Origin of the sequence: Hydrogenobacter sp. T-2 (genome assembly GCF_033971325.1) — a bacterium.
Lineage (GTDB): Bacteria > Aquificota > Aquificia > Aquificales > Aquificaceae > Pampinifervens > Pampinifervens diazotrophicum.
Map to the genome: position 1 here is coordinate 1,278,207 of NZ_CP117180.1, position 18,828 is coordinate 1,297,034.

22 protein-coding genes are annotated in these 18,828 nt (G+C 42.8%); 8 read left to right on the forward strand and 14 right to left on the reverse strand.

Annotated features, from left to right (window positions below):
- Positions 1 to 10 precede the first annotated feature (10 nt).
- Positions 11 to 391, reverse strand: a complete 381-nt coding sequence (locus IAE16_RS07495; protein ID WP_323700176.1) for a thioredoxin family protein — start codon at positions 389 to 391, stop codon at positions 11 to 13.
- A 166-nt stretch (positions 392 to 557) separates the two neighbouring features.
- Here IAE16_RS07495 and lepA point away from each other — a divergent pair, with 166 nt between their 5' ends.
- Positions 558 to 2,351 carry a translation elongation factor 4 gene (gene lepA / locus IAE16_RS07500; RefSeq protein ID WP_323700177.1) on the forward strand — a complete coding sequence of 598 codons (1,794 nt, stop codon included), beginning with the start codon at positions 558 to 560 and terminating at the stop codon, positions 2,349 to 2,351.
- Here lepA and IAE16_RS07505 read toward each other — a convergent pair.
- From IAE16_RS07505 to IAE16_RS07530, 6 genes are read right to left on the reverse strand one after another with little or no spacing between them, the layout of a single operon-like run.
- Positions 2,329 to 3,261, reverse strand: a complete 933-nt coding sequence (locus IAE16_RS07505) for a ketopantoate reductase family protein (RefSeq protein ID WP_323700178.1) — start codon at positions 3,259 to 3,261, stop codon at positions 2,329 to 2,331. The genes lepA and IAE16_RS07505 overlap by 23 nt on opposite strands.
- Positions 3,258 to 3,770: a LabA-like NYN domain-containing protein gene (locus tag IAE16_RS07510; protein WP_323700179.1), complete on the reverse strand. Its 513-nt coding sequence runs from the start codon at positions 3,768 to 3,770 to the stop codon at positions 3,258 to 3,260. The genes IAE16_RS07505 and IAE16_RS07510 overlap by 4 nt, the downstream gene beginning before the upstream one ends.
- Positions 3,752 to 3,943 (reverse strand): hypothetical protein, encoded by a 192-nt coding sequence (locus tag IAE16_RS07515; RefSeq protein WP_323700180.1) that lies wholly within the window; start codon positions 3,941 to 3,943, stop codon positions 3,752 to 3,754. Before IAE16_RS07515 ends, IAE16_RS07510 begins: the two co-directional genes overlap by 19 nt.
- Positions 3,943 to 4,488, reverse strand: a complete 546-nt coding sequence (locus IAE16_RS07520) for a nucleotide exchange factor GrpE (RefSeq protein WP_323700181.1) — start codon at positions 4,486 to 4,488, stop codon at positions 3,943 to 3,945. Before IAE16_RS07520 ends, IAE16_RS07515 begins: the two co-directional genes overlap by 1 nt.
- 36 nt (positions 4,489 to 4,524) lie before the next feature.
- A complete protein-coding gene (locus IAE16_RS07525) occupies positions 4,525 to 5,322 on the reverse strand; it encodes a class II glutamine amidotransferase (RefSeq protein ID WP_323700183.1) in 798 nt (265 codons plus the stop codon).
- 20 nt (positions 5,323 to 5,342) lie between these two features.
- A complete protein-coding gene (locus IAE16_RS07530) occupies positions 5,343 to 6,518 on the reverse strand; it encodes a pyridoxal phosphate-dependent aminotransferase (protein ID WP_323700184.1) in 1,176 nt (391 codons plus the stop codon).
- Between the two features lie 137 nt (positions 6,519 to 6,655).
- Here IAE16_RS07530 and IAE16_RS07535 point away from each other — a divergent pair, with 137 nt between their 5' ends.
- The 3 genes from IAE16_RS07535 to IAE16_RS07545 are packed head-to-tail and all read left to right on the forward strand — an operon-like array spanning position 6,656 to position 11,695.
- Complete coding sequence (locus IAE16_RS07535; protein WP_323700185.1) at positions 6,656 to 9,823, forward strand: EAL domain-containing protein; 3,168 nt, start codon at positions 6,656 to 6,658, stop codon at positions 9,821 to 9,823.
- Between the two features lie 10 nt (positions 9,824 to 9,833).
- The gene (locus tag IAE16_RS07540) at positions 9,834 to 11,042 is read left to right on the forward strand and encodes a glycosyltransferase (RefSeq protein ID WP_323700186.1); all 1,209 of its coding nucleotides are present in this window, start codon (positions 9,834 to 9,836) and stop codon (positions 11,040 to 11,042) included.
- Positions 11,042 to 11,695 (forward strand): DUF554 domain-containing protein, encoded by a 654-nt coding sequence (locus IAE16_RS07545; protein ID WP_323700188.1) that lies wholly within the window; start codon positions 11,042 to 11,044, stop codon positions 11,693 to 11,695. The genes IAE16_RS07540 and IAE16_RS07545 overlap by 1 nt, the downstream gene beginning before the upstream one ends.
- On the opposite strand, the gene IAE16_RS07550 is transcribed toward IAE16_RS07545, so the two are convergent.
- Positions 11,692 to 12,339 (reverse strand): ATP-binding protein, encoded by a 648-nt coding sequence (locus IAE16_RS07550; RefSeq protein ID WP_323700190.1) that lies wholly within the window; start codon positions 12,337 to 12,339, stop codon positions 11,692 to 11,694. The two genes, IAE16_RS07545 and IAE16_RS07550, sit on opposite strands and share 4 nt — an antisense overlap.
- 17 nt (positions 12,340 to 12,356) lie before the next feature.
- On the opposite strand from IAE16_RS07550, the gene surE reads away from it, so the two are divergent.
- Positions 12,357 to 13,106 carry a 5'/3'-nucleotidase SurE gene (gene surE / locus IAE16_RS07555; RefSeq protein ID WP_323700191.1) on the forward strand — a complete coding sequence of 250 codons (750 nt, stop codon included), beginning with the start codon at positions 12,357 to 12,359 and terminating at the stop codon, positions 13,104 to 13,106.
- A gap of 39 nt (positions 13,107 to 13,145) precedes the next feature.
- Here the strand turns inward: surE and coaD are convergent, their stop codons facing one another.
- On the reverse strand, positions 13,146 to 13,625 hold the full coding sequence (coaD, locus tag IAE16_RS07560) for a pantetheine-phosphate adenylyltransferase (RefSeq protein WP_323700192.1): 480 nt from the start codon (positions 13,623 to 13,625) through the stop codon (positions 13,146 to 13,148).
- Positions 13,622 to 14,080: an RsmD family RNA methyltransferase gene (locus IAE16_RS07565; protein ID WP_323700193.1), complete on the reverse strand. Its 459-nt coding sequence runs from the start codon at positions 14,078 to 14,080 to the stop codon at positions 13,622 to 13,624. Before IAE16_RS07565 ends, coaD begins: the two co-directional genes overlap by 4 nt.
- A 93-nt stretch (positions 14,081 to 14,173) precedes the next feature.
- Here IAE16_RS07565 and speD point away from each other — a divergent pair, with 93 nt between their 5' ends.
- Complete coding sequence (gene speD, locus IAE16_RS07570) at positions 14,174 to 14,569, forward strand: adenosylmethionine decarboxylase (protein ID WP_323700194.1); 396 nt, start codon at positions 14,174 to 14,176, stop codon at positions 14,567 to 14,569.
- Here the strand turns inward: speD and IAE16_RS07575 are convergent.
- Positions 14,558 to 15,232 (reverse strand): type 1 glutamine amidotransferase, encoded by a 675-nt coding sequence (locus IAE16_RS07575; protein ID WP_323700195.1) that lies wholly within the window; start codon positions 15,230 to 15,232, stop codon positions 14,558 to 14,560. The two genes, speD and IAE16_RS07575, sit on opposite strands and share 12 nt — an antisense overlap.
- Before the next feature lie 265 nt (positions 15,233 to 15,497).
- Between IAE16_RS07575 and IAE16_RS07580 the strand changes: the two genes are divergently transcribed.
- The gene (locus IAE16_RS07580; protein WP_323700196.1) at positions 15,498 to 15,788 is read left to right on the forward strand and encodes a P-II family nitrogen regulator; all 291 of its coding nucleotides are present in this window, start codon (positions 15,498 to 15,500) and stop codon (positions 15,786 to 15,788) included.
- A complete protein-coding gene (locus tag IAE16_RS07585; RefSeq protein WP_323700197.1) occupies positions 15,785 to 16,108 on the forward strand; it encodes a P-II family nitrogen regulator in 324 nt (107 codons plus the stop codon). Before IAE16_RS07580 ends, IAE16_RS07585 begins: the two co-directional genes overlap by 4 nt.
- A 34-nt stretch (positions 16,109 to 16,142) precedes the next feature.
- Here the strand turns inward: IAE16_RS07585 and IAE16_RS07590 are convergent, their stop codons facing one another.
- From IAE16_RS07590 to IAE16_RS07600, 3 genes are read right to left on the reverse strand one after another with little or no spacing between them, the layout of a single operon-like run.
- Positions 16,143 to 17,450 carry an arsenic transporter gene (locus IAE16_RS07590; protein WP_323700198.1) on the reverse strand — a complete coding sequence of 436 codons (1,308 nt, stop codon included), beginning with the start codon at positions 17,448 to 17,450 and terminating at the stop codon, positions 16,143 to 16,145.
- Positions 17,451 to 17,717, reverse strand: coding sequence for a hypothetical protein (locus IAE16_RS07595; protein ID WP_323700199.1), 267 nt, complete (start codon positions 17,715 to 17,717; stop codon positions 17,451 to 17,453).
- A gap of 49 nt (positions 17,718 to 17,766) precedes the next feature.
- Complete coding sequence (locus IAE16_RS07600; protein WP_323700201.1) at positions 17,767 to 18,822, reverse strand: porin; 1,056 nt, start codon at positions 18,820 to 18,822, stop codon at positions 17,767 to 17,769.
- Positions 18,823 to 18,828 lie beyond the last annotated feature (6 nt).

The following is an 18,828-nucleotide window of genomic DNA, read 5'->3' on the forward strand; positions in this document are numbered from 1 at the left end:
TTAAAGGTTTTTAACATGACCTAATGTTTTGCATCTTACATATCCTCTGGATAGTGTTAAGGATTTCTCCCCTTGGTCTGCTTCCGAAGAGGACACCAAGCACCCTTTCCTGCTTTGGGTCATAAAAGACCAAGGTAGGAACACCAGGAACACCTAACCTTCTTGCCCATCTGCTTCCGTCGTCAGAGGATATGTTGAGGTTTATCACTACGAAATTCTCCAACTTTTTTTGAACATCTTCTTGATTAAGGACAAACTCCTCCATCTGGGCACAATAGGGACAGTAGTTTCCATAGAAGTAGAAGGCAACAGGCTTGTTTTCTCTCTGGGCGTATTCTAAACCTTCTGAGGCTTTGTTAAACCACTTTGCAAAACTTACCGAAAATATCAAAACTGTACCTATTAATACCTTCCACATGTCAAGATAGTAATGTATGAGAGTTAACAATTCTTGGCAATAAGAACTTCTACAGATGAATATAAACGAGGCTTATATTAGATAATGCTTATATAAGAAAAAGGATAAAAGCCTAAAGTAGGCATAAAATATAAATCTTATGGAACGAGTGAGAAACTTCTCCATAATAGCACATGTGGACCATGGCAAGTCCACTCTTGCGGACAGGCTTTTGGAATACACTGGTTCTGTCTCAAGAAGGGAGTTAAAGGAGCAGATGCTTGATACCCTTGAGATTGAGAGAGAAAGAGGCATAACCATAAAACTTCAAGCGGTAAGAATGTTTTATAAGGCAGGGGACGGAGAAACCTATACCTTACATCTTATAGATACCCCTGGGCATGTGGACTTTTCTTACGAGGTTTCAAGAGCTCTCGCTGCTTGTGAGGGAGCTTTGCTTCTTGTTGACGCAACTCAAGGCATAGAAGCCCAAACAGTTGCAAACTTTTGGAAGGCGGTAGAACAGGACCTAACTATAATTCCCGTTATAAACAAGATAGACCTGCCGGCCGCAGACCCAGAAAGGGTAAAAAGGCAGATAGAAGAAATACTTGGACTACCCTCAGAGGATGTTATATTAGCCTCCGCCAAAGAAGGTATCGGTATTGAGGAGATATTGGAGGCTATTGTAAAGAGAATCCCACCACCAAAGGGAAGCCCAAACAAACCTCTAAAGGCATTAATTTTTGACTCCTATTATGACCAGTATCGTGGTGCGGTTGCCTTTGTAAGGGTCTTTGATGGTGAGGTAAGACCAGGCACAAGGATAAGGCTTTTCTCCACTGGTAAAGAGTTTGAAGTCACAGAGGTAGGAGCACAAACTCCAAAGATGACCAAGTTTGAAAAACTCTCCGCTGGCGATGTGGGATATCTTGCTGCGTCTATAAAGGATGTGAGGGATATAAGGGTTGGTGATACTATAACCGATGCTAAAAACCCAACACCTGAACCTGTTCCCGGCTTTAGACCAGCCAAGCCCATGGTCTATGCAGGCATATACCCCTCCGAAGGCTATACTTACGAAGAGCTAAGGGATGCACTTGAGAAGTATGCCATAAACGACGCAGCCATACAGTTTGAGCCAGAGACCTCTCCGGCTCTTGGTTTAGGTTTTAGAGTAGGCTTTTTGGGATTGCTACATATGGAAATAGTGCAAGAACGACTTGAAAGAGAATATGGCGTAAGCATAGTAACCACTGCACCTAGTGTGGTCTATAGGGTAAGGTTTAAAAATGGTCAGGTAAAGGAAATAAGAAACCCCTCAGAGCTTCCAGAAAACTGGGGCATTATCCAAGCCATTGAAGAACCCTTTGTGCTTCTTACTGTAATAACACCCAAAGACTATGTGGGAAACATCATGAACCTCTGTCAAGAAAAGAGGGGCATTCAAAAGAAGTTTATCTACCTTGACCCAAACACTGTAATGCTTGAGTATGAGATGCCTTTGAGCGAAGTGATAATGGATTTTCATGACAAGATAAAGGGTGTTTCAAGGGGCTATGCCTCCTACGACTACGAGTTTCTTGGCTTTAGAGAGGAAGACCTTGTTAGGTTAAACATATTTATAAACAATGACCCAGTGGATGCCTTATCCTTCATAGTCCACAGGGACAAGGCTTATAGAAGAGCGCGTCAACTTGTGGAAAAACTAAAGGAAGTCATCCCCAGACAGCTCTTTGAGGTAAAGGTTCAAGCAGGCATAGGGACTAAGATAATAGCTTCGGAGAGAATACCGCCTCTAAGGGCAAACGTAACTGCAAAATGCTACGGTGGAGATATAACAAGAAAGAAAAAGCTCCTTGAAAAACAGAAGGAAGGCAAGAAGAGACTAAAGCAGTTTGGCAAGGTGGAGCTTCCTCAAGAAGCCTTTCTCACCGTCCTAAAGGTTGATTAAATAGCTCCTTTGCCTTTATGAGTTTTACCACCATCTCGTTAACGGGAAGGGTTATACCCTTTGACCTTCCAAGCTCAAGGAGAGCACCGTTTAGTGCGTCTATCTCCGTTTTTCCCCTTTTCACATCCGCAAGCATAGAAGGGTAATGCTCCGCAGTGGGTGGGATAAGCCTATGATAAAAGTGTATTTTGTATTCTTCCACCCCTTGCCAAAAGGTGGGAATGGCATTGACCCTTATGACCTCAAAGGCTTCTCCCAATATCTTGTCCATAAGCTCTTTTGTGTATATATTGCTTGCAAGATTACCATAGGTGGTTTCAAAAATAGCACCAAGAGGGTTCAAGGCACAGTTATAGAGAATTTTGTCCCATAGGTATTTATAAACTTCCTTTTCGTATCTGGTGGGTATGCCAGCACTGCTAAAGGTATTGGCTAACTCCTTTAAAAAAGCCTCCTCTATTATGCCCTCTGGGTCTCCAAGCACCACATCATCACCGCACACGGTTATTCTAACCCTTCCCCACTCCAAAAGCTCCGCACCAAATATGACCCTTGCAAGTATAACCCTACCCTTGCCAAAAACCTCTATAGCCTTTTCATAGTTGCCATAACCATTTTGTGCTATCATAAAAAGGCTCTTAGTGTCTTTAAGCCTTTCTATATCCTTGAGAGCTTGTATGGTATCGTAGCTTTTAACTGTTAGTATGGTGATATCTGGCTCAAAGTCAAGAGCATCAAGTGTGTCTATGGCTTTCACTTCCTGAGTGAACTCACCCCATATACCCTCTACCCTTATACTTTGGAGTTTCCTTCCCTTCTTTAAAAGCCCTACCGCCTTATAACCTGCCCTGCTTAGAAAGGCAAGGTAAGCACTTCCCAGAGCACCCACACCTACCACTAAGAACTTCATTCCTTTTCCTCTAACTTCACAAGAGGCAAAAGGTCTCTAAGGTCTATGTATCTATCACAGGCATTTACAAGCTCCACAGCGGTAGCCTCGCGCGTCGATACACATATTATTTCCTTTCCAAAGTTTCTTAGCGTCCAAACCAGCTTTTCAAAATCTCCATCTCCAGTGCAGAGTATGGCGGTCTGATAGTTGTCTTTGGTAAGCAAGGCATCTATGGTAAGGTTCACGTCTAAGTCTCCCTTATAAGTTCCATCCTTGAGCTGTTTTATGGGTTTTTTCACCACCGTTATACCGCTAAAGGCAAGCATCTTAACAAAACTTTCTTGCTTTTCGTCTCCTTCTCTGTAGGCAAGATAAAAAAAGGTGTTGTATATATCAAAATCCACCTTAAAGTAGTTTACAAGTTTTATAAGGTCAATGCGTTGATGCAGGATATCCTTCTGGACAAAGTAAAAGTTCGCTCCATCTATAAATATACAAGCCCTTCTTTTCAGTCCTGAATATACCATACCCTTATACCCGCAGAAACGTGAGAATTTCTCTCCCAGAGGGTTTCCACATTTATTATCTTTGGTTTGTTGAGTTTTATCCACTGGTTTACCTGTTCCTCAAGAAGTTGATCCATGCTTTCATCCTTAAAAGGCGTCATTTTACGATGAAAGTCTTTAAAACGAATTTCCATTAGGTAATCTCCTCTTCGTAATAGGATACCACCACCTTAGCAGGTCTTAGCACCCTATCGTGTAGCCAATAACCCTTTCTCTCTACACGCACTACCGTGTTGGGTGGTGCATCCTGAGCATATTCCCTGTCTATAGCCTCCGCAAGATATGGGTCAAACTCCTTGCCCAAAAGGTGCATCTCCTTTATACCATACTTTTCCAATATCTTCAGAAGTTCTTTGTATATAAGCTCAAGGCCCCTTCTTAGCCCTTCTAGGTCTTGTCCTTCATACTGAAAAGCTCTCTCAAAGTTGTCTACCACTTCCAAAAGCTCAAGAGCCAGCTTCTCATACCCGTATTTCTTTGCCTCCTCAAGGTCCCTTCTGTATCTTTCCTTTAAATACTCCATTTCTCTCTGAAGGTCTACATACCTTTGGTTTATAACCCTTGCGGTATTTTCAAGCTTTGAGAGCTTCTCCTCAAGCTCCCTTATCCTTTGGTCTCTTGGGTCTTCCACTGGTTGTGAAGGTTCTTGAGCCTCTTGAGGTTTTTGCCTGTCTTCCATAGAGATTAATTATAGCACACGCTTTGAAAATGAAGGCTAAAGGCTAATGAAGGTTATCTCCAAGTTCGGACTAACTATAACAAGGTTCTTCAGAGGTATTAAAGTCCACCTTTCTTTCGTTAGCTCCTCCGAAGAGACCAAAACAGCCTTTTCTCCTCTCAAGGATTTACTTCTTAATAGCTGTCTTGTCTCCTCTGATAGGTGTTCAAAAAGGTCATAATCAGGGCTATCCCTTTTAAGAAGATAGAGGGAGTAGTATTCTTCCTTGTCCCTATCAGACGCGTCTCTATATGCATACAGTCTATTCCCATCGGATAGTATAAAGTTCAATCCAGTGTAGTTTTCGCAGTTATAAACTATGCTTAAGGCACTCCTTATCCCTTCAAGCGTGTCTCCGTGCCTTTCAATTTCCTGCATTATCAAAAGGAAATACACTTCTGAGTCTGTATTCCCCTCAATTAGCCTAAGGTAGTCTTCACTTAAGTATCCTTTCAGACATTCCCTATTTACGCTTCCGTTGTGTGCAAATATCCAATCTTTGAAAACAAAGGGATGAGCGTTTACCTTGAAATAGTCGCCATAGGTAGCGTATCTAACATGTGAAAGAATAATCCTTGAACGCACCGTTTCTACCACGGAAAAGTCATAATTCCTTATACTTCCTACCTCCTTCAGCCCCTGCTTTATGACCCTTGCCTTACCTTTATTGTAATATCCTATACCCCAACCATGAGGGTTATCTTGTGAAAATTCCCTAAAGGGTTTGTCCGCTAAGTTAAAGGAAAAATCCATATCCACCTCTTTGTTGGCTATAACTCCAAACAGCCTGCACATTTTGTCCTCCAGACAAACAGTTATATAAGCTCAACCGCACCTTTTATCCTATTTATACCCTCCCGTATGGTATCCTCAGAAACGCAGTAGGAAAGCCTTAGATACCCTTCCGCACCAAAGGCAGAGCCTGGGACACCTGCAACGCGACCCTTTTCTATGAGATAATCCGCCAGTTTTAGGTCTGAACCCAGCCTTTGTGAGTAATGCCTAAAGTTTGGAAAAATGTAGAAGGCTCCCTTAGGTTTGACTACGCTTACCTTTGGTATCTCCCTCAATAGACTGTAAGCAAGGTCTCTTCTCTTTTCAAAGGTTTTTCTCATATTTTCCACAAAGGCTTTGGCTTCTGGATTTTTTAAAGCCTCTAAGGCTCCATACTGAGCAAAGGTGGTGGCGTTGGAAATGCTTTGACTGTTTAGGTCCGCTATTACCTTTGCATATTTTTCTGGACAGGCTACATAACCCACACGCCATCCTGTCATAGAATAGCTCTTTGAAAAGGCATTAACGGTAAAGGTTATTTCCCTTATCTCCTTTGAGAGGCTGGCAGGACTTACAAACCTTTCCCCGTCGTAAAGAAAGGCTTCGTAGCATTCATCCGAAACTATAAGTATGTTCTTTTCAAGGCATAGCTCCGCAATCTTTCTTAGTTCTTCTTCTGGAATTACCGCACCAGTAGGGTTAGAGGGTGAGTTAAGTATTAGCATTTTTGTCTTTGGTGTTATGTATTCTCTCAGAAGGTCAGCCTTGAGGACAAAGCCTTCTTCTTCTCTAAGTGGCACTTCTACAACTTTTGCATTACAGAGAAGTATCTGCTCTGGATAGGTTACCCAGTAAGGTGTAGGGAGTAGCACCTCATCACCCTCTTCCAAAAGAGCAAGCATAATAAGAAAAAGTGCCATCTTTGCTCCTGCGGTTATTACTATCTCAGAGGGTTTGTACTCTATACCGTTTTCCTTCAAGAGTTTCTCTGCAAGGGCTTCTCTTAGCTGTGGAATACCCGCAGAGGGTGCATACTTGGTTTTCCCATCCCTTATGGCTCTTATACAGGCTTCTTTTATAAAATCTGGCGTGTCAAAGTCTGGCTCTCCTGCACCAAAACCCACTATGTCTACACCTTGAGCCTTGAGCTGGTTCACCTTAGCTGTAAGGGCAAGCGTAGGTGCTGGCTTTATGTGAGATACTCTCTTTGCAAGCATAGAGTTATTATAACCCGAGTTAACAGCTATAATCCACAAGCCGTTATCTTGGTCAAAAATGAGTAGTAGGTTGTAGCTCTCTATGGATGATGGTATGGATGATTATATTATATATAATAGAATAGCCAGTGAAAGCTATGAAAAAGCTAAGTTCAGGCATAAGCTTTTCTGTATGCCCGCATGATACGGAGAAGGGTATTAAAAGGTGGCAGGAGTTTGCAAAAAGGTTGGAGCTTGCCATTGGTCAGAGGGTAAATTTTGAGGTTCTTAGCGGGCATGAGGAAGAATACAAAAGAATAGAGAAGGGTGAATTTTTTGACCTTTACTATGCGGGACCACTAATCTCTCCAAGGCTCTATGAGCTTGGTTATATTCCTGTGGCTAAGTTCAAGGGGCAAAAAGACAAAATGTTTCTGGTAGAGAGAAAAATCCCTGAGGAAGGGCATATACTGGTTGCTACACCCTTCCTAAGACCCTCTGCCTATTCCTTTTTGGACCTTGACATAGAGAGGGTTAAGGTTGTCCTTGTGAATAATTTCTACGAGGCCTTTAGGGCTCTTAAGGAAGGAAGGGTGCATGCCTGTATCATGTATAACGAGACTTGGGAGGAGATAGAGGAAGAGGAGAAAAAGCTCCTTGTGGTTGTGGAAGAACATGTTTTTGAGACCTCTCACCTGTTTATGGCAAAGCCCGAGGTCTACTCTAAGGTTAGAGATGCATTACTTTCCTTTGAAGAGATTGAACCTGCGGACGAATCGGATGTGTCAAAAGTTTTGAAGCTCTTTAAAGAGTTTGACAAGTTTATGAGGCTTTGGTCAAAGGCAAGCTTTTTCCACGCCATTGATAAGGCAAAGCATGTGGGTGTGCTTCTATACACCAAGAAGATAGAATATGTAAACGATTGTCTTGCGGAGCTTCTGGGCTACTCTAAAGAAGAGCTTGAAGGAATGGATTCTTATACAGCCTTGCAAAAGTTCTTCCCGATAGAATACAGAAAACCGGTAGAAGCGGTTGTTACAAGAAGACTTTCTGGTGAGGATTTCAGTCAGAGCTACGATGAGCTACCCTTACTTAGAAAAGATGGAAGCACTGTATGGACTATAGCTTTCTCTGAAACGGTGCTTTATGAGGGGTCTTATGCGGGTCTGGTCTTTTTTGTTGATATAACGGAGAAAAAGAAGGCAATTAGATTTTACCGTCTACTAATTGACCTTATTGAAAACATTCTGAAGGCACAAACAGAAGAAGAAGCCCTGAGAGAACTCTGTATTCAACTAACAAAGAATATGTCTCTAAAGCTCGTTTGGGTTGGTATTCCAGACTACGAAAAGGAATTGATAGTGCCCGTATATTCTTACGGTCAAGCGGAGGAATACCTGAAGGACCTTACCATATCCACAAGGGAAGACCTGCCTGAAGGTCAAGGGGTAACCGCAAGGGCATACAGGGAAAACAAGATATACATAAACGAAAACACCCTCAAAAACCCTACTATGACTCCTTGGAGAGAGAAACAGCTCAAGTTTGGTATCCTTTCTTCCTGTGCCATACCGATTGTGAAGGACGAAAAGGTGGAGTATGTAATTAACCTCTATGCAGGTGAACCCTATTTCTTCTCCGAAGAGAGTACTGAAGTGCTTTATGAAATAAAAAATGCTGTGGAGTTTATACTCAAAAAGGTCAAACGGGACAGAGAAAGCTATATGATATTTAATGCGGTTGAAAAGGCAAAATCGTGGACTTTGATAACAAATAAGTTAGGTGAAATAATTTATGTAAACGAGGCAGTATGTGAAATATCTGGCTATTCAAAAGAGGAGCTTATCGGGAAAAGTCCAGAATTGTTCAAATCTGGATATCACCCACCCGAATTCTATAGCCAACTTTGGAGCACCATAAGGGCAGGTCAGAACTTCCACTCTATATTCGTAAATAGAGGAAGGCACGGTCAGATTTTCTATCTTGAAAGCTCTATACATCCCATCAAGCTTCCCGATGGTTCTCTTGTGTATATGCAAGTAGGTAGGGATATAACGAGAGAAGTGCATTTATCCTCTGAGATAGAAAGACTAACCTTCTTTGACACACTTACAGGGTTACATAACCTTGATGGCTTAAGGACAAAGGCAGAGGAAGTCCTTAAGAGAAGCAATCTTGTTCTCTTGGCTCTTGTAGATCTTTGCAACTTTTCTATGGTTAACAGGCTTTATGGAGAAATGGTTGGAGACACAGTGCTTATAGAGATAGGCAAAAGACTCTCCAAATATTCAGAAAAGCAGGGGATAATTGCAAGACTTGCCAGTGATGAGTTTGCTGTTTTTTTACCTCTTAAAAGAGAGGAGGATGCCATAGAGATCTTAAAGGAAATGGAGGAAACTCTGGAAAAATCCTTTATCTTGAATGGCATTCCAATAAACCCCTCCTTTAACATAGGTGTCGCATTGTATCCTCACGACGGTTCAAGTTTTGGAGAGCTCCATGAAAAAGCAAGCATAGCACTTTCCAACGCCAAAAGAGCAGGTGAGGGTGAAATAAGGTTTTTTGAGGTGGGGTTTGAAGAGAGGATAAGGTCCAAGAACCTTGCTATAGAGCTTGTTCATAGAGCTGTTGAAGATGACCTATTTGTTTTCTATTATCAACCTTACTGGAATAGTAAGGATATGAAACTTGCAGGTTTTGAAGCCCTTGTAAGGATAAAGGACAAGCATGGAAATGTTTATAGCCCTGCCCTCTTTATTGATTATCTTGAAAACAGTAGGTATCTTAGGAGCTTTGAAGGTATTATGTTAAGGCATGCAAGAAGATTTTATGAAAAGTATAAATACCCACTTTCTATAAATGTATCCGCTCGCAGTTTCAGGGACAAGAGGTTTATAGAAAACCTTATAGATCAGGTAGCATATACGAGCATTACCGTTGAGATAACAGAAAGAATCTTTATGGAAGGTGAAAAGGAGGTTATTGAAAACATAGAAATTTTAAGAGAAGCAGGTATAAAGGTAGCTCTTGATGACTTTGGCACTGGCTACTCATCCCTTTCCTATATTTCTCGCATCCCCGTAAACGTTATCAAGATTGATATATCTTTTGTCAGAGGAATGTTAGAAGATAAAAGAATAAGAGTCGTAGTAGAGAACATCATAAGATTATCTCATGGTCTTGAAATTGAAACCATAGCAGAGGGCGTGGAAACTCAAGAGCAAGTGGATATCCTCCGGGATATGGGTTGCACCTACCTTCAGGGCTATTTCCTTGGAAAACCCATGCCCGAAGAAAACATAATAAAACTGATTTCCGTGGTATGATTTTTAGACCATGCGTATAGCCTTTTTAAGACAAGGAAAGGACCTCGGGATAAACAGACATATTTTGGCTTTTCTTGAGCTTTTTAGAGAAAAGGGTGCACAAGTGCAGGACTTTGACCTAACCGAGGGTAACCTTCAGGAAGTGGTAAACAGGCTATTGGACTTTTCTCCACTCTTCACCCTTGACCTTAACGGTAGCTGTGTGGTCTTTGGAGAAAGGGATGGTGAGAGACTTCCTATTTTTGATGCCTTTGGCTTTGTGCATGTAAGCCTCTTTACAGACGAGCCATTATTTCACTTTCCCACCCTCTTTGACCTAAGGCGAGCAAACAACTTCCTTCCTGTGGTTACAGACCTTAAGTATGCGGACAGCCTGAGGTTTCTCGGACATGAAAGAGGCACCTTCTATATAACTCCCTTCGTAGACCCAGGCCAAATGATAGAACCCTCAGAAGAGAGAGACATAGAAGCAGTCTTCCTTGGACCTGTGGTAGACCCCAACATAATTGCCCAGCAGGTAGCAAAGAACCTGAAAGAGGAATATGTCCCATACTTTTTTGAAGTAGGTGAGTTTCTCTTTAGAAACCCAGAGGCACATATCCTTTATGTTAGCGAATATATACTGTCCATGTTTAACCAGAGCTTTCAAGAGGAGTTTAACAAATGGCGTCAAGAAAACCCTCAGGACTATGTAAGGTTCCTAAACGATATAAGCTTCTACGCAACCGCCAGAAAAAGGTGGTATATCCTTAACTTCCTTGAGGGTATAAACCTCAAAATAGTGGGTCTTTTTGAAGGAGAGCTAAAGGAAGGACACGAGCACGTGCCAATAGAGAGCTGGGACCAGGCACTTGAGATAATTGGAAGGTCTTACACAACCATACTTAGCTACCCTCATGCGGTTCCCACCGGTGTGGGCTTTGCACCCTTAGAGGTCGCCTATATGGGTAGTGCACCCTTTATAGACTTCAGAGCAACCTTGCCAGGCTTTTTTACACCAGATCAGGAAATAATAACCTACCTTCCCCTTGACAGGGCGGATATAGAGGAAAAGGTGGTATATTACTTAGAAAACCCACAGGAAGCCATGGAGATAGGTCAGAGGGCAAGGGAAAGGGTGCTTCAAAACTATACACCACAAGATAGGGCAGAGTTTTTCTATAAGATGTTTGAAGATATACTCTCTCAAGCTCAATCAAGCCAAAACAGCGAAGGTTGATGTTTCCCACCTTTGGAACTTTGGTGAACGCAGGGCTTGTGCTGGTGGGTTCCTCTGTGGGTCTTCTCATTTCTAAAAACCTTCCAGAAAGGTTAAAGACCTCTGTTATGCAGGGCATAGGTCTTTTCACCTTGCTTTTGGGAATAAAGCTCATTTCAGAGAACAAGCCAGAGCTCTTGAAGGTCTTTTTTCTTTTAGTTATTGGCTCTCTAATTGGTAGTTTTCTTAAATTGGAAGAGAGAATTGAGGCTCTAACAAAAACACAGTCAGACCTTGCCAAGGGCTTTGTCTCTGCTTCCTTGCTCTTTACCGTTGGACCCATGACCCTTATGGGTTGTATTCTTGAGGGTGCAAAGGGAGATAGCTCTCTAATACTTTCAAAGGCTTTTATGGACGGATTTTCTTCCATCATTCTTGCCTCTTCTCTTGGCAAAGGAGTAGCCTTCTCTGCCTTGTATGTGCTTATTTTTCAGGGTTCTATAACCCTTCTTGCTTACCTTTACGGCGAGTTTTTAAAAGAGCAATCCATGTCAAATGCACTTTTTATAGGTGGTGGGCTTATGGTGCTTACCGCACTTAAAATCTTTGACCTTTTAAAAAATGTAAAAGTGCTTAATCTTATGCCTGCTCTGGTGCTTTCTTTATTTTTCTAAGTGCTTAGGTATATCACATCTGTCATCTGGTATATCTTCCCCACTATGGCTGGTGAAAGCCTTTCTTCCAGAGCCTTTGCCACTTCGTCCTCGCTTTGCTTAAGCAGAGGGTAGTTTGTGGTTATGAGAGTGCTTTTGAGGAAGTTGTATCTATGGCTTATTATGTGAGATAGGGTTTCTATTCTCCAATCTGAGAGTCTTTCACTTCCTAAGTCATCAAGGGCTAAAAGAGATGCGTTCAAAAGCAGGTTCATGAAACGATGATACTTTTCTGTGTTTGCGTAGTTTTGAAGCCTATAAAAAAGGTCTTTCGTATCAAAAAACACCCCTCTTATTCTCTTCTTTCTGTAAACGGTCTTTAGTATGGCAACTACAAGATGTGTTTTTCCCATCTGCGGAGGACCTATAAGTGTTAGACCCTTTCCCTCTTTTGGTTCAAAGCTATAGGCGTAGTGAATGCAGGTCTCAAGGGCTTGCTTTTGTGAGGCTGATATAGGCACGTAGTTTTCAAACTCTGCGGATACAAACCTTGGAGGTATGTTTAGGTATTTTTGGAGGTTAACCCCCTCATACCTGCAATCACAAAGCTCCAACACGCCTCCCTTATCTATAAAGCCTGTTCCACCACACTTGGGACAACCCATGAGATAAAATATAAGCGATGCCTGTCTTTCTGCTAACAAACGACGACGGCTATTTTTCAGAAGGCATAAAAGCCCTAAGGGAAGAGCTAAGAAGTCTTGGAAGGGTTATAACGGTAGCACCAGACAGAAACCTTAGCGGTGTGGGACACTCTCTCACCTTTACGCGACCTTTGAGGATAAGAAGGGTGGATGAGGATTTTTGGACTGTTATAGGTGGAACGCCTGCGGACTGTGTGCATTTTGGATATTATCTTTTCCTTGATGGCAGAAAGCCAGACCTTGTTTGCTCGGGTATAAACGAAGGTCCAAACCTTGGAGAGGACATAACCTACTCTGGCACTGTTTCTGGTGCTATGGAAGGGAGGATACTGGGAATACCTTCCGTTGCCTTTTCCGCCTTTGGAAGGGAAGAGGTGGACTTTTCCCAGATGGCAAGGATTGCAAAGGAGGTAGTCCTCAAGGTTCTTGAAGTGGGTATGCCAGAGGACACATACCTGAATGTGAACATACCAAACCTGCCTAGGGAAGAGATAAGGGGCTTTATGCTTACCCGTCAGGGCAAAAGGGCATACAAGGAAAGGGTGTTAAAACTTTCAGACCCTTCTGGAAGACCCCTTTACTGGATAACCGCAGAAGAGTTTGGCTGGCATTTGGAAGAGGGCACCGATTACTGGGCGGTTTACAATGGGTATGTTTCTATAACGCCTCTCCAGCTTGACCTTACAAACTATAGAGCTTTAAGACTTCTTGACGCTTTAACTCTATAAAAAATAAAGATAGTGGTAAGTGGAAATAGCCCTTTACTCTCATCTACAACCAAACTTTTCCCTTAACCTTTCTTCCACATAAGGATGCACCAAGCCCTTTAGGCATCCACAGTAGCTCGCTATGTCTCTTACTATGGTAGAGCTTATGTGTATGTAGTCCTGCGATGGCATCATAAAAACCGTTTCTACCTTCGCCAATTTGTAGTTATTCAGTGCAATCTGAAGTTCATACTCAAAATCTGTAAAGAGCCTCACACCACGCACTATAACCTCAAGGTTTTCTTTTTTCATAAAATCCACCAGTAGCCCATCAAAGTCCCGAACTTCCACAGCCTCTATATCCTCTACCATTTTTGAAAACATGTCCACTCTCTCTTCCACGCTAAAGAGGAGGTTCTTCCTCGGGTTTCTTGCAACCGCTACTACAAGACGGTCAAATATTCTCACCGCTCTTTTTACTATGTCTAAATGTCCTAAGTGTGGAGGGTCAAAGGTGCCAGGATAGACTGCTCTTTTCATTCTTCTTTCCTCCATATAGACAGGACAGTATCGCCGTATATTTTTTTCTTTTTTGCAGAAAAACTCAGCTTTTTAGAATGTTCAAGCATGAAAACACCTCCTTCATTTAGACTTTTCAAAGCCAGTTCAATTAGCTTATCGTAGAATTCATAAGCGTATGGTGGATCTGCGAATATTATGTCTGCTCTTATATCAGACCTTTCCAAAAACCTAAGTGCATCCTCAACAACCACCTTACCCTTGGTTTTCTGCCTTATCTTTTCTGCAAACTTTGGGTTCTTTTCCACAAAAATAACCTCCGCACCTCTCTCTTCTGCAAACATGCCCATCTGACCAGTTCCAGCGAAAAGGTCAAGAAACAGCATCCCTTCTATGTCTCCTAACATATTAAACACTGCCTGCTTGACAAGGTTAGAAGTTGGTCTAAGTTTTTGCTTTCCACTTGCTTTTTTCACAAAAAGTATTATAATTTAGCTTTCTGTTTTTAAGGAGGTTTTTGCCATGAGGCAGTTTAAACTGCTACAAAAACTTGATAAGGAGGAGTGCAAATGGTCAAAGCCCTCGGACTGCATATCCTAGCAGACCTGTATGGGGTCCACCCTGACCTTATTGACAGGGTGGAGGATGTGCGTCAGCTCCTTGAGAGCGCAGTTAAGGTAGCAGACCTCACCAAGATATCTTCCCACTACTACCAGTTCCAGCCTCACGGTGCCACTGGTGTGGTGCTTTTGGCGGAGTCTCACATCTCCATCCATACGTGGCCAGAACATGGTCTTGCTACCATTGACGTCTATACCTGCGGAGACCCCACAAAGGCTTACAAGGCAATGGACTACATCATTGCCACCCTTGAGCCTGCAAGGGTTGATAAGCAGGTGCATGAGCGAGGTTTGGTTGGTCAGTCCGAGGCGGACCAATTGCGAAGTATTTTGCTAAAGGTTTAAGAGTCTTTTTATAAGTTTTTGGAGAGAGTCCCTATGGCTCTCTCCCTCATAGGCTAAAAGTTGCGAGACTTGTATACCTTCTTGGCTTAACTCATCCTTGTAATCTTCAGCCCACTCCTTTACCATGTTTTTGTCCACCTCTATGTGGAACTGCAAGCCCACAGCCCTTTGAAAGACAAAGGCCTGATTTTCGTAGTTTTTAGAGGAGTAGAGCCTAAATGCTCCTTGAGGCAGGTCATAGGTATCACCATGCCACTGAAAGACCATAAGGCTTTGTGGAAAGTCCTTGAAATACTCGTGGTCTCCTACCTTATAAACTTCCATCCATCCTATCTCCTTGCCTCTTTCACCCTTATAAACCCTTGCACCAAGCACCTTCGCCAACATCTGAGCACCAAGGCATATGCCCAAGAGAGGTATACCTTCTTTTAGAGCCTTTTCCATGACTTTGTATTCGTAAGACAAAAAGGGATACTTTGACTCTTCGTAAGCACCCATATAACCACCCAGAACCACCACAAGGGAGTAATACTCAAGAGGTCTATTTAGGAGCATACCCTCTGCGGTATCCACATAATCCACATCAAAGCCAAGCCCTTTCAAAATAGGCTCAAGCAAACCAAGATGCTCTATCCTTACATGTCTTATGGCTAAGGCTTTCATACCTTATCCTCCATAGTTAGTTATTGACGAAGGACAGTGCTAAGCCCTTCATAACTTTCTTGTGCAATTAGAATGCCAAACGCTTAGGCTTAGTAAAAGGTATCTGAGCGAGTCTTCTTTGTGTTTACATATTTACAAAAATGTTAACAAATCTACATAATAGTGGAACATGCTATAAGTGTAAAAGTCAAATCCCACAGGGTTTTTAGATATGTCCACTGCTTGGTATTTTTCTTGCATGAGAATGTATTGAAGGAGGTCAAAGTTGAAGGAGCTGATAATCATAGTGAGGCGAGAAAAGGCTCAGGATGTGAAGGCACTTCTTCAGGATATAGGGATTGAGTATGTTTCAAAGCCTGTGCTTGGAAAGGGTAAGGAAGGTGGACTTGGTTATTCAACGAGGAAAGACATCTTCACATCCATGGTTCCAAAAGTTCTAATCATGAGCTGGGTGGAGGATGCCTTGTATAACGACGTAGTTAGCAGGGTCCTCAGGATTGCCCATACGGGTCATTACGGTGATGGAAAAATCTTTGTGATGGGAGGTCTGCCATGAGGCTAATAAAGGCGGTTATAAGACCAGAAAGGCTGTATGAGGTGATAACCGCTCTTGAGGAGAAGGGTTTTAGAGGGTTTACTGTAATGGATGTGGTCGGGAGGGGTAGGGAGGGAGGGTTGAAATTTGGAGAGGCAAGCTACATGGAGCTTGCTAAAACTCTTCTGATGGTGGTGGTTCGTGATGAGGATGTGGAAAGGGTGGTAGAGGTCATAAAAAGGCACGCAAGCCTCGGTATGTTCGGAGATGGAAAAGTATTTATTTGTCCTATTGAAGAGGTGTGGACTATAAGGACTGGTAAAAGGGAGTTGGAGGTGTAGGGATGAGGATAGCATTTTTGGGGCTAACTATTGGTTATGTAAAGTATCTTAAACACAGCCACAAGGCAAACAGTGTCCCCACAAGCACGGGGAAGGTTAGGACAAAGCCTACCTTAGTGTAATACCACCAGCCTATGCGTATACCTTTTTTATCCAAAACATGAAGCCACAGGAGGGTTGCCAAAGAGCCAATGGGTGTGAGCTTGGGTCCTATGTTTGTTCCCACAAGGTTTGCAAGGGCAAGAAACTCAGCCATTTTGGGATCAAGCCCAGCCTCGCCTATTGATATGTTTACTGTCATTACCGTTGGTAAGTTATTCATCAAAGCAGAAAGAAGTGCGGAGGTTATACCCACGCCCATTATGGCAGTCAGATCTCCGTAGCTTAGAAACTTATGGATAAGTCCTGTAAGGCTGTCTGTATATCCTGCTCTTTTTAGAGAATAAACCACCGCATACATACCGATAGAGAAAAAGACAATGTTCCATGGGGCAAAAAGGAAAACCTCTTTTAGGTTAACTACCCTATTTTTCAAAGTGGCAAGAGCCAGCAAAAAGGCACACAAGCCAAGCACGAAAGAGACAGGAATTTTAAGGCTCAAAAGCTCAAGTAATAGAAAAGTAGAACCAAGCAGGGCTATTAGCAGGAAACCAACCTTGAAAACAAGCCTATCCCTTATTGCGTAGTGGGCTGGAGAGCTCAAAAGCACCTCTGGGTCATAGCTCCTTATAAGGTCTTTGCGGTAAAAAACATATAGCACAAGCAAGCTCAAAAGCACAGACACAAGGTTGGGGAAGAACATATAAAGGGCGTATCTCCAAAAGTCTATGCCAAAGTATTGGGCGGTTATTATGTTTGTTAGGTTAGATATCACCAAGGGCAGGCTTGCAGTGTCTGATATAAAGCCAGCTCCCATAATGTAGGGTAGAATGTGCCTTTTGGGTAGGTTGAGGTATTTTATCTTAGAGTAGATTATGGGAGTTAACATAAGGGCAGAGCCGTCGTTGGCAAAAACTGCTGAAATAAATGCACCAAGAAGCATAAGAGAAACAAAGAGATAAATTCCTCTACCCTTGCCTAACTCTATAGCCTTTAGGGCAAACCACTCAAAAAAGCCAGCTTTATCAAGGATTATGGATATAACTATAAGAAACACGAAGGCAAGGGTGGCATCCCACACAAGACCAGCAATGTAGAGAACATCTCCTGGCTCTATTAAACCAAGAGCCAAAGAAAGACCAGCACCCAGCCAAGCGGACCAGCCTATACCAAGACCTTTGGGTCTAAAAAGGACGAGAAGAAGGGTTAAAAGGAAAACCGTTGGTGCAAGAAAGGTTTCCATTTAGTTTTTCTCTTCGTAGGGTCTACAGCCAAGGGTGTTTATAAAGAAAGTTTTTCCATCCCTTGTGGTGCATTTGTAGACCTGATAGGCTGGGCAGTCCTCCGCAGGAGTTATAAGAAGTTTTCCATCCTTTACCTCTATATGACACTTTCCACATACCGCTGGTCTAAGAGAGTCTTTCCCAAGCACTGGCTCGCAGGAAGTTATGTAGCTATTCGTGGAAAAGGCACAGCTTCCCAAGGCTAAAAGAAGGCTTAAAAACCACATAAGGCTATTTTATCAAAAAAAGCCCCCGGAAGGGGGTGAGGCACGAGCCTCAGAACAGGAAGCCTACCTCCAGTCCCAGCCTTGTTTGATTCTTTTTACCTTTGGTGGTGAAGGGATTGTCCGCTTTCACGTAAGAGAGCTCCGCTCTTACCATAAGAGGACCTGCCTTATAAGCAGGAGTAATCGTAAATGTCCAGCCCTTGTTTCCGTCTCCAAGACCTACAAGGTCTGTGTCTCCAGTATCTGAGTTGTCCTTGAAGTATTCTACTCTACCAGAAAGTTTTATAGCTTTTAGTTCATAGGAAAGATGCAAAGCTCCTCCACTTGCCTTTGCCTTTGTGGGCACTACTGCTTTTGAGCTTTTTGGAGCTTCCACATACATAAGGTCTGCACCGAAGGATAGATTTTCAAAGGTGTAGCTCGCCACTATGTTGTATTCCCTTTTATTTGTGGGAAAAGCGGTATCATTTGGTTTGGAGTCCTTGTCTGGAATTAGAAAGTTAAAAGATAGGGAAGCATCCTTTATAGGCGTTATGCCTATACTTCCTTCAAAGGCTACTTTTGGGTCAGTGGTGCTAAGGGTATAAAAGCCGTCGTTAATGCCAGCTTTCACCGTAAAGAGGTCTGTGCTGTAAGCTACCCTCACACCGTTGTTTATCACCGGTTGCATGTTCCATACCAGCCCTCTCTGAATATAGTTATTCAGATAGGTAAAAGCGGACTCATAACCTATTATGGTGGGCAGTTTTCCAGCTTGTAGGGAAAGCCCCTTTATGGGTGCATATTCCACATAGGCAACAGGAAGAGCACTAAAGAGGTCTGTAGTATCTGAGGTCTTTAAAAGCCCAACCCCTACCACAGGTATGGCATAGGCACCACCTATTAGGGTAAAACCGAAGGGTTCAGCAGGCTTTGAGAGGCTTATTATGGCTGAGCCTACATCGTAGCGAGTCTTCTTTGTGTCTGAAGTGTTGTTGCTGTGGAGCATGTAGCCTGTAAGGGCACCCTCTATCTTGAGGGTTCCAAGCAAGTCTGTTTTTAGCTCAAGGGCGTAGGCGGAGCCAAAGGCTCCAAGGACTGAACCTATGAGAGCTAACTTTCTCATGTCTAT

What these genes read in the sequence shown, in the direction of transcription:
- lepA (WP_323700177.1), top strand. Translation starts at nt 558, where the DNA reads ATGGAACGAGTGAGAAACTTCTCCATAATAGCACATGTGGACCATGGC.
- IAE16_RS07505 (WP_323700178.1), bottom strand. Translation starts at nt 3,261, where the DNA reads ATGAAGTTCTTAGTGGTAGGTGTGGGTGCTCTGGGAAGTGCTTACCTT.
- IAE16_RS07510 (WP_323700179.1), bottom strand. Translation starts at nt 3,770, where the DNA reads ATGGTATATTCAGGACTGAAAAGAAGGGCTTGTATATTTATAGATGGA.
- IAE16_RS07515 (WP_323700180.1), bottom strand. Translation starts at nt 3,943, where the DNA reads ATGGAAATTCGTTTTAAAGACTTTCATCGTAAAATGACGCCTTTTAAG.
- IAE16_RS07520 (WP_323700181.1), bottom strand. Translation starts at nt 4,488, where the DNA reads ATGGAAGACAGGCAAAAACCTCAAGAGGCTCAAGAACCTTCACAACCA.
- IAE16_RS07525 (WP_323700183.1), bottom strand. Translation starts at nt 5,322, where the DNA reads ATGTGCAGGCTGTTTGGAGTTATAGCCAACAAAGAGGTGGATATGGAT.
- IAE16_RS07530 (WP_323700184.1), bottom strand. Translation starts at nt 6,518, where the DNA reads ATGCTTGCAAAGAGAGTATCTCACATAAAGCCAGCACCTACGCTTGCC.
- IAE16_RS07535 (WP_323700185.1), top strand. Translation starts at nt 6,656, where the DNA reads ATGAAAAAGCTAAGTTCAGGCATAAGCTTTTCTGTATGCCCGCATGAT.
- IAE16_RS07540 (WP_323700186.1), top strand. Translation starts at nt 9,834, where the DNA reads ATGCGTATAGCCTTTTTAAGACAAGGAAAGGACCTCGGGATAAACAGA.
- IAE16_RS07545 (WP_323700188.1), top strand. Translation starts at nt 11,042, where the DNA reads ATGTTTCCCACCTTTGGAACTTTGGTGAACGCAGGGCTTGTGCTGGTG.
- IAE16_RS07550 (WP_323700190.1), bottom strand. Translation starts at nt 12,339, where the DNA reads ATGGGTTGTCCCAAGTGTGGTGGAACAGGCTTTATAGATAAGGGAGGC.
- surE (WP_323700191.1), top strand. Translation starts at nt 12,357, where the DNA reads ATGCCTGTCTTTCTGCTAACAAACGACGACGGCTATTTTTCAGAAGGC.
- coaD (WP_323700192.1), bottom strand. Translation starts at nt 13,625, where the DNA reads ATGAAAAGAGCAGTCTATCCTGGCACCTTTGACCCTCCACACTTAGGA.
- speD (WP_323700194.1), top strand. Translation starts at nt 14,174, where the DNA reads ATGGTCAAAGCCCTCGGACTGCATATCCTAGCAGACCTGTATGGGGTC.
- IAE16_RS07575 (WP_323700195.1), bottom strand. Translation starts at nt 15,232, where the DNA reads ATGAAAGCCTTAGCCATAAGACATGTAAGGATAGAGCATCTTGGTTTG.
- IAE16_RS07585 (WP_323700197.1), top strand. Translation starts at nt 15,785, where the DNA reads ATGAGGCTAATAAAGGCGGTTATAAGACCAGAAAGGCTGTATGAGGTG.
- IAE16_RS07590 (WP_323700198.1), bottom strand. Translation starts at nt 17,450, where the DNA reads ATGGAAACCTTTCTTGCACCAACGGTTTTCCTTTTAACCCTTCTTCTC.
- IAE16_RS07595 (WP_323700199.1), bottom strand. Translation starts at nt 17,717, where the DNA reads ATGTGGTTTTTAAGCCTTCTTTTAGCCTTGGGAAGCTGTGCCTTTTCC.
- IAE16_RS07600 (WP_323700201.1), bottom strand. Translation starts at nt 18,822, where the DNA reads ATGAGAAAGTTAGCTCTCATAGGTTCAGTCCTTGGAGCCTTTGGCTCC.